Annotated in this window: 5 protein-coding genes; 2 read left to right on the top strand and 3 right to left on the bottom strand. The window is 73.2% G+C overall.

The window, feature by feature from the left end; translation table 11 throughout:
• Positions 1 to 89 precede the first annotated feature (89 nt).
• A complete protein-coding gene (locus ACFVQZ_RS34835) occupies positions 90 to 1688 on the bottom strand; it encodes an AMP-binding protein (protein WP_383628839.1) in 1599 nt (532 codons plus the stop codon).
• Complete coding sequence (locus tag ACFVQZ_RS34830; protein ID WP_383628837.1) at positions 1685 to 3367, bottom strand: AMP-binding protein; 1683 nt, start codon at positions 3365 to 3367, stop codon at positions 1685 to 1687. The genes ACFVQZ_RS34835 and ACFVQZ_RS34830 overlap by 4 nt, the downstream gene beginning before the upstream one ends.
• 106 nt (positions 3368 to 3473) lie before the next feature.
• Between ACFVQZ_RS34830 and ACFVQZ_RS34825 the strand changes: the two genes are divergently transcribed.
• Positions 3474 to 4295: a LuxR C-terminal-related transcriptional regulator gene (locus ACFVQZ_RS34825; RefSeq protein WP_030498079.1), complete on the top strand. Its 822-nt coding sequence runs from the start codon at positions 3474 to 3476 to the stop codon at positions 4293 to 4295.
• A gap of 78 nt (positions 4296 to 4373) precedes the next feature.
• Here the strand turns inward: ACFVQZ_RS34825 and ACFVQZ_RS34820 are convergent, their stop codons facing one another.
• The gene (locus tag ACFVQZ_RS34820; RefSeq protein ID WP_383628835.1) at positions 4374 to 5486 is read right to left on the bottom strand and encodes a winged helix DNA-binding domain-containing protein; all 1113 of its coding nucleotides are present in this window, start codon (positions 5484 to 5486) and stop codon (positions 4374 to 4376) included.
• Positions 5487 to 5683: 197 nt separating this feature from the next.
• Between ACFVQZ_RS34820 and ACFVQZ_RS34815 the strand changes: the two genes are divergently transcribed.
• Positions 5684 to 6787: a magnesium and cobalt transport protein CorA gene (locus ACFVQZ_RS34815; RefSeq protein WP_030498077.1), complete on the top strand. Its 1104-nt coding sequence runs from the start codon at positions 5684 to 5686 to the stop codon at positions 6785 to 6787.
• Positions 6788 to 6793 lie beyond the last annotated feature (6 nt).

Genomic DNA, 6793 nt, shown 5'->3' with positions numbered 1-6793 from the left:
CACCCCAGACCGTTCGTCTGGACGAAGACCGCCGACGAGATCCTCGACAAAGTCGCCGCCTACTGCCGACGAATCTCTGACTCAGATCACTAGGCCCCGTACCGCTCCCGGAGTTCGATCTTGCGGACCTTGCCGCTGACCGTCATCGGGAACTCGGTGAGGATCTCCACGCGGCTCGGGATCTTGTAGTGGGCGAGGCGGTCGCGGCAGAAGGCGGTGAGTTCGTCGAGGGTCGGCGGGGCGGCCGGGTCGCGGGGGATCACGCAGGCCAGGATCGTCTCGCCGTACCGCTCGTCGGGGACGCCGACGACCTGCACGTCGGCGATCTTCGGGTGGGCGTACAGGAACTCCTCGATCTCGCGCGGGTACACGTTCTCGCCGCCGCGGATGATCATGTCCTTGATGCGGCCGACGATCTGGACGTAGCCGTCGTCGCGCATCACCGCGAGGTCGCCGGTGTGCATCCACCGGCCGGCGTCGACGACCTCGGCGGTCTTCGCCGGCTCGTCCCAGTAGCCGAGCATCACGCTGTAGCCGCGGGTGCAGAGTTCGCCCGCGGTGCCGCGCCGCACGGTGAGGCCGGTGGCCGGGTCCACGACCTTCACCTCGACGTGCGGCATGACCCGGCCGACCGTGCCGGTGCGGCGCTCCAGGTCGTCGTCGCGGCGGGTCTGGGTGGAGACCGGCGAGGTCTCCGTCATGCCGTAGCAGATCGACACCTCGGCCATGTTCATCTCCGCGACCACCCGTTTCATCACCTCCACCGGGCACGGCGAGCCCGCCATGATGCCGGTGCGGAGCGAGGACAGGTCGTACGCCGCGAAGTCCGGGAGGTTCAGCTCCGCGATGAACATCGTCGGCACGCCGTACAGCGAGGTGCAGCGCTCCTCCTGGACGGCGCGGAGGGTCGCGGCCGGGTCGAAGGACGGCGCCGGGATCACGATGCAGGCGCCGTGCGAGGTGGCCGCCAGATTGCCCATCACCATGCCGAAGCAGTGGTAGAAGGGGACCGGCACGCAGATCCGGTCCTGCTCGGTGTAGGCGATCATCTCCCCGACGAAATAACCGTTGTTGAGGATGTTGTGGTGGGAGAGGGTGGCGCCCTTCGGGAAGCCGGTGGTGCCCGAGGTGTACTGGATGTTGACCGGCTCGTCGGCGGCGAGCGGTTCCGGCACGAGACCGCCGGACGGGCGGGCCGCGAACTCGTCCCAGCTCGCGTCGCCGAAGTACACCGCCTCCCGCAGCTCCGGGCATTCGCCGCGGACCTCGTCGACCATCGCCCGGTAGTCGCTCGTCTTGTGCGCGAGCGAGGCGAAGAGCATTGAGATCCCCGACTGGCCCAGCACATAGGCGAGTTCGTGGGCGCGGTAGGCCGGGTTGATGGTGACCATGACGGCGCCGACGCGGGCGGTGGCGTACTGGACGAGCACCCACTCGGGGCAGTTGACCGCCCACACTCCGACCCGGTCGCCCTTGCGGACGCCGCTGCCGAGCAGCGCCCCGGCGATCCGGTCGACGTCGGCGCCGAACTCGGCGTAGGTCCAGCGCCGTCCGCCGGCCACGTCGACCAGCGCCTCGCGGGCGGGCCAGGCGGCGACGGCCCGGTCGAGGTTGGCGCCGATGGTGTCGCCGAGCAGCGGGGTGCCGGAGGTGCCGTGCGCGTAGGAGAGTTCCGTACCGGTCGTCATGCCAGGTCCCCCTCGGTGAACTCCGGGCCCGCGGGGGCGCCTTCGGCGGTGAGGCGGCGCAGCTCGACCCGCCGGATCTTGCCGGAGACGGTCTTCGGCAGGTCGGCGAACTCGATGCGGCGGACCCGCTTGTACGGGGCGAGGACGGCCCGCGAGTGGGCGAAGAGGGACCGGGCGGTCTCCGCGTCCGGCTTGAAGCCGTCGGCGAGGACGACGTACGCCTTCGGGACGGCGAGCCGCACCGGGTCCGGGGCGGGGACGACGGCGGCCTCGGCGACCGCCTCGTGCTCCAGGAGCGCGCTCTCCAGCTCGAAGGGGCTGATCTTGTAGTCGGAGGCCTTGAAGACGTCGTCCCCGCGGCCCACGTAGAAGAGGTAGCCGTCCTCGTCGCGGCGGGCGATGTCGCCGGTGCGGTAGTAGCCGCCGGCCATCGCCTCCGCCGTCTTGTCCGGGTCGCCGTGGTAGCCCGTCATCAGGCCCACCGGGTGGGCGGACAGGTCGAGGCAGATCTCGCCCTCCTCCGCGTCCGGGCGACCGGTCACCGGGTCGACCAGGGTCACCGCGTACCCGGGGCCGGGGCGGCCCATGGAGCCCTCCTTGAGGGGCTGGCCGGGGCTGTTGGAGACCTGGACGGCGGTCTCCGTCTGCCCGAAGCCGTCCCGGATGGTGACGCCCCAGCCGCGCCGGACCGCCTCGATGACCTCGGGGTTCAGCGGCTCGCCGGCGGCGACGACCTCGCGCGGCGGGGCGGTCAGCCGGCTCAGGTCGGACTGGATGAGCATCCGCCACACGGTCGGCGGGGCGCAGAAGGACGTGACGCCGTGGCGCTGCATCTCGTCCATGAGCCGGCCCGCGTCGAAGCGCGCGTAGTTGTGGATGAAGACGGTCGCCTCGGCGTTCCAGGGGGCGAAGAGGTTGGACCAGGCGTGCTTGGCCCAGCCGGGCGAGGAGATGTTGAGGTGCACGTCGCCGGGCCGGAGCCCGATCCAGTACATGGTCGCCAGGTGCCCCACCGGGTACGAGGTGTGGGTGTGCTCGACGAGCTTGGGGCGGGCCGTGGTGCCGGAGGTGAAGTAGAGCATCAGGGTGTCGTGGGCGAGGGTGACGCCGTCGGGCTCGAAGACGTCGGACGCGCGGTCGGCGTGCTCGTACCCCAGCCAGTTCACCCCGTCGCCGCCGACGGCGATGCGCGTGTAGTCGCCGGGGACGTCGTCGAACTTGGCGGTGTCCTCGGCGCGCGCGATCACGTGCCGGGCCCGGCCGCGCTCGACCCGGTCGCGCAGGTCGGCGGGGCCGAGGAGCGGGGTGGCGGGGATGACGACGGCGCGCAGCTTCATCGCGGCGAGCATGGTCTCCCACAGCTCGGCCTGGTTGCCCAGCATCACGATGATCCGGTCCCCGGCGCGGACGCCCTGGGCGCGCAGCCAGTTCGCGACCCGGTTCGAGCGGGCGGACATCTCCGCGAAGCTCACCTTCGTCTCGGAGCCGTCCTCCTCGACGAGGTGCAGAGCCGTGCGGTCGTTGCCCTCGGCGATGACGTCGAACCACTCCAGCGCCCAGTTGAACCGGTCGGGGCGGGGCCAGGCGAAGCCGCCGTACGCCGCCGCGTAGTCCTCGCGGTGCCGGAGCAGGAAGTCCCGGGCGGCCCGGAACTCCTCGGTCGCGCTGGTAGCCGTCATGTGTCCTCCTCGTTGCGGGACCGGTCCCGCCCATCGTGTAATCGGTGACCCAGGTCTCACTACCCCCGTTCGGGGGTGAGGAGTGGGAGCGAAGGAGGGTTCTCCGGTGTCGGAGCGGATCGAGGCGGTGGAGCTGCGGGCCGCGCTGCTGCGGCTGCGGCGCGGCAGCGGGCTGCCCGTGGTCTTCGGCGGCCTCGTCCGGGACGGCGGCCGGCCGCTGCGGATCGCCGAGCTGCACGGGACGGTGACCCCCGCGCTCCAGGGCCTGGCGGTCTCCCCCGGCAACGGCCTCGGCGGGAAGTGCCTGGCGCTGGCCCGCCCCTGCGCGGTCACCGACTATCCGGTGGCCCGGCACATCACCCACGAGTACGACCTGCCGGTCTCGGCGGAGGGCCTGCGGTCGGTGATCGCGGTGCCGGTCGTCGTCCGGCGGCAGGTGCGCGGGGTGCTGTACGGGGCGCTGCGCGACGCGCTGCCGATCGGCGAGCGGGTCTTCGACGCGGCGGTGGCGGCGGCCCGGGACGTGGAGCAGGCGCTGGCGGTACGGGACGAGGTGAGCCGCCTCGCGGCGCCCGCCGAGGCGCCCGGCCCGTCCTGGGAGGAGGTCCGGCACGCGTACGGCGAACTGCGGGCGCTCGCCCCGCAGGTCCTGGACGAGGAGCTGCGGGCCCGGCTGCTGGCGGTCTGCGGGCGCCTGGAGTCGGCCGCCGGCCGGCCCGGCCCGCTCCCCGGGGTGGCGCTGACCCCGCGCGAGACGGACGTCCTCGCGGCGGTCGCGTCGGGCGCGACGAACGCGGCGGCGGCCCAGCGGCTGGGGCTCCGCCCGGAGACGGTCAAGGGCTATCTGCGCTCGGCGATGCGGAAGCTGGGCGCGCACACCCGCCTGGAGGCGGTGGTGGCGGCCCGCCGGGCGGGGGCGCTGCCGTAGCGGCCGGGCGCGTGCGCAGTCCGCCCGGTGCACAGTCCGGTCGTGCACAGTCCGCCGGGTGCTCAGTCCGCCGGATGCTCAGTCCGCCGGGCGGAAGACGAGGTCGTACGCGCCGTCCGCGGGCACCGTCAGACGCAGGGTGCGTTCGGCTTCGGTGGTGAGCGCGGCCCGGTCGGCGCGGGTGAGCCGGGCGAAGGGCTCGACGGTGAGGGTCACCCGCGCCCTGGTCTCCTCCAGGTGCCACAGTCCGGCGAGGAGCCCGTCGAGGAGGAAGACCCGGTGGGCCTGGTTGCCGGTCCACGTGCGGGTCCGGTGCGCCTCGGGGACGACGCGGCGCCGGTCGGCGTGGGAGAGCAGCAGGTTGTCGAACTCGGGCAGGAAGCGGGGCGGGGCCGGGGTGTCCTCGTCGGGGCGGGGCGCGTCGGGCAGGTCGAACAGCTCGGTGCCGTCCTCGTCCCGGAATGCGAGCAGCCGGGGCCGCAGCCGCTCGAACGCCGGCCGCAGCCGGGTCAGCCCGCACCAGGTCTGCATGTCGCGTACGGAGGCGGGCCCGAAGGCGCCGAGGTAGCGCAGCACCGTCTCGTCGAGGTCGGCGGGCTCGTACGCCGCTCCCCCGCGCCCGAACCACGCGTCGGCGGTGGTGAGCGCGACCTGCCCGCCGCGGCCCCACAGCCCGCGCGGGGTGACCTGGACGAGCGGCAACAGGCAGCGGGCGGCCACGGTCAGGGCGAGCGGGTCGGCGTCGGGCCACTCCGCGAGGAGGTGGGCCCGGAGCTGCTTGGGGGTACGCGGCTCCGCCTCCACGAGCTCGCGGACGAGGCCGGCGAGCCGGCCGAGGTCGACGCCGGCGAGCCCCTTGCGGAAGACGCCCAGCTCGCGGTCGACCGCGCCGGGCTGGACGAGGGCGCGCAGGGCGACGGCGTCGCGGGCGGTGTGGGTGTGGACGGTGGAGCGCAGGCTGACGATCCGGGCGACGGCCCGGGACTCCATCAGGGCGGACAGGTCCTCGGGCCGGAAGCCGTCGAGGCGGGCGGCGAGGGCGTAGTACGGCGGCTTGGTGTTCTGCGCCTGGAGCCCCACGAGGTGGTGCACGGCCTCCTCGGGGCCGAGCGGCGCGGGCCGGAGCAGCAGCTGGCGGGCGAGGGTCGCGCGGCCGAGCGCGCGGCGCGAGAGCGGCGGGAGGGTGTCCATGCCGGGACGGTACAAGCCGTATAGGACGGTTCCTGTCCTCTTCGGCGGCGCGGCGGGCGGGTCCGGAGGGCGCGGGGCGGGCGCGGCGGGGTCCCCCACCCCGGACCCTCCCCTCCCATTCGCACCCATATACCCTTTCTCTCCGCCGGGCGGACCTCCGCCGGGCGTCCCGCGAAGCAGCCGACGGAGGTACGTACGTGTCCGACCGCCGACCCCGCGCGGCCTGGCGCCGCCGCCCGGAACCGTCCCCGGCCGCCGCGCCCCCGGAGCCGTCCGGCGGGCCGAGCGTCATCCAGGCGACGCTGTACCGCGAGGGCCGCAAGGTGTCGTCGCCGGCGACGCTGGCGGAGACGTACCGGCAGCTGCGCGAGCACCCGGACGGCATGGCGTGGATCGGGCTGCACCGCCCGACCGAGGAGGAACTCCACTCGCTGGCCGCCGAGTTCGACCTGCACGAGCTGGCCGTCGAGGACGCCCTCGAAGCCCATCAGCGCCCGAAGCTGGAACGGTACGGCGACACGCTCTTCGTGGTGCTGCGCGCGGCCCGCTATCTCGACGCCCAGGAGGAGGTCGACTTCGGCGAGCTGCACATCTTCGTCGGCCCCGACTTCCTCATCACGGTCCGGCACGGCGCCGCCCCCGACCTGTCGGCAGTCCGCCGCCGCATGGAGGGCAACCCGGACCTGCTGGCGCTCGGCCCGGAGGCGGTGCTGTACGCCATCCTGGACGCGGTGGTCGACGGCTACGCGCCGGTCGTGGCGGGCGTGCAGAACGACGTGGACGAGATCGAGACCGAGGTCTTCGGCGGCGACCCCGCCGTCTCCCGCCGCATCTACGAACTCTCGCGCGAGATGGTCGAGTTCCAGCGCGCCACCCGCCCCCTCGTCGGCATGCTGCACGGCCTGATGGCCGGCTTCGCCAAGTACGGCACCGACGAGGAGCTCCAGCGCTACCTCCGCGACGTCGCCGACCACGTCACCCACACCAGCGAGCGCGTCGACGGCTTCCGCCAGGCCCTCACGGAGATCCTCACCGTCAACGCGACCCTGGTGACCCAGCAGCAGAACGCGGAGATGCGGGCGCTGGCGGAGGCGGGCTTCGAGCAGAACGAGGAGATCAAGAAGATCTCCTCGTGGGCCGCCATCCTCTTCGCCCCCACCCTCGTCGGCACCATCTACGGCATGAACTTCGACCACATGCCCGAGCTGCACTGGGCGGGCGGCTATCCGTTCGCGGTGCTGCTGATGGCCGTGGTGTGCACGAGCCTGTACGTGGTCTTCAAGCGGAAGGACTGGTTGTAGCACCAC

It is taken from the genome of Streptomyces sp. NPDC057854 (assembly GCF_042797055.1).
In the GTDB taxonomy this organism is placed as follows: Bacteria; Actinomycetota; Actinomycetes; order Streptomycetales; family Streptomycetaceae; genus Streptomyces.
The sequence above is the reverse complement of the archived record's forward strand: the minus strand, read 5'-3'. Positions and strand labels throughout refer to the sequence as shown.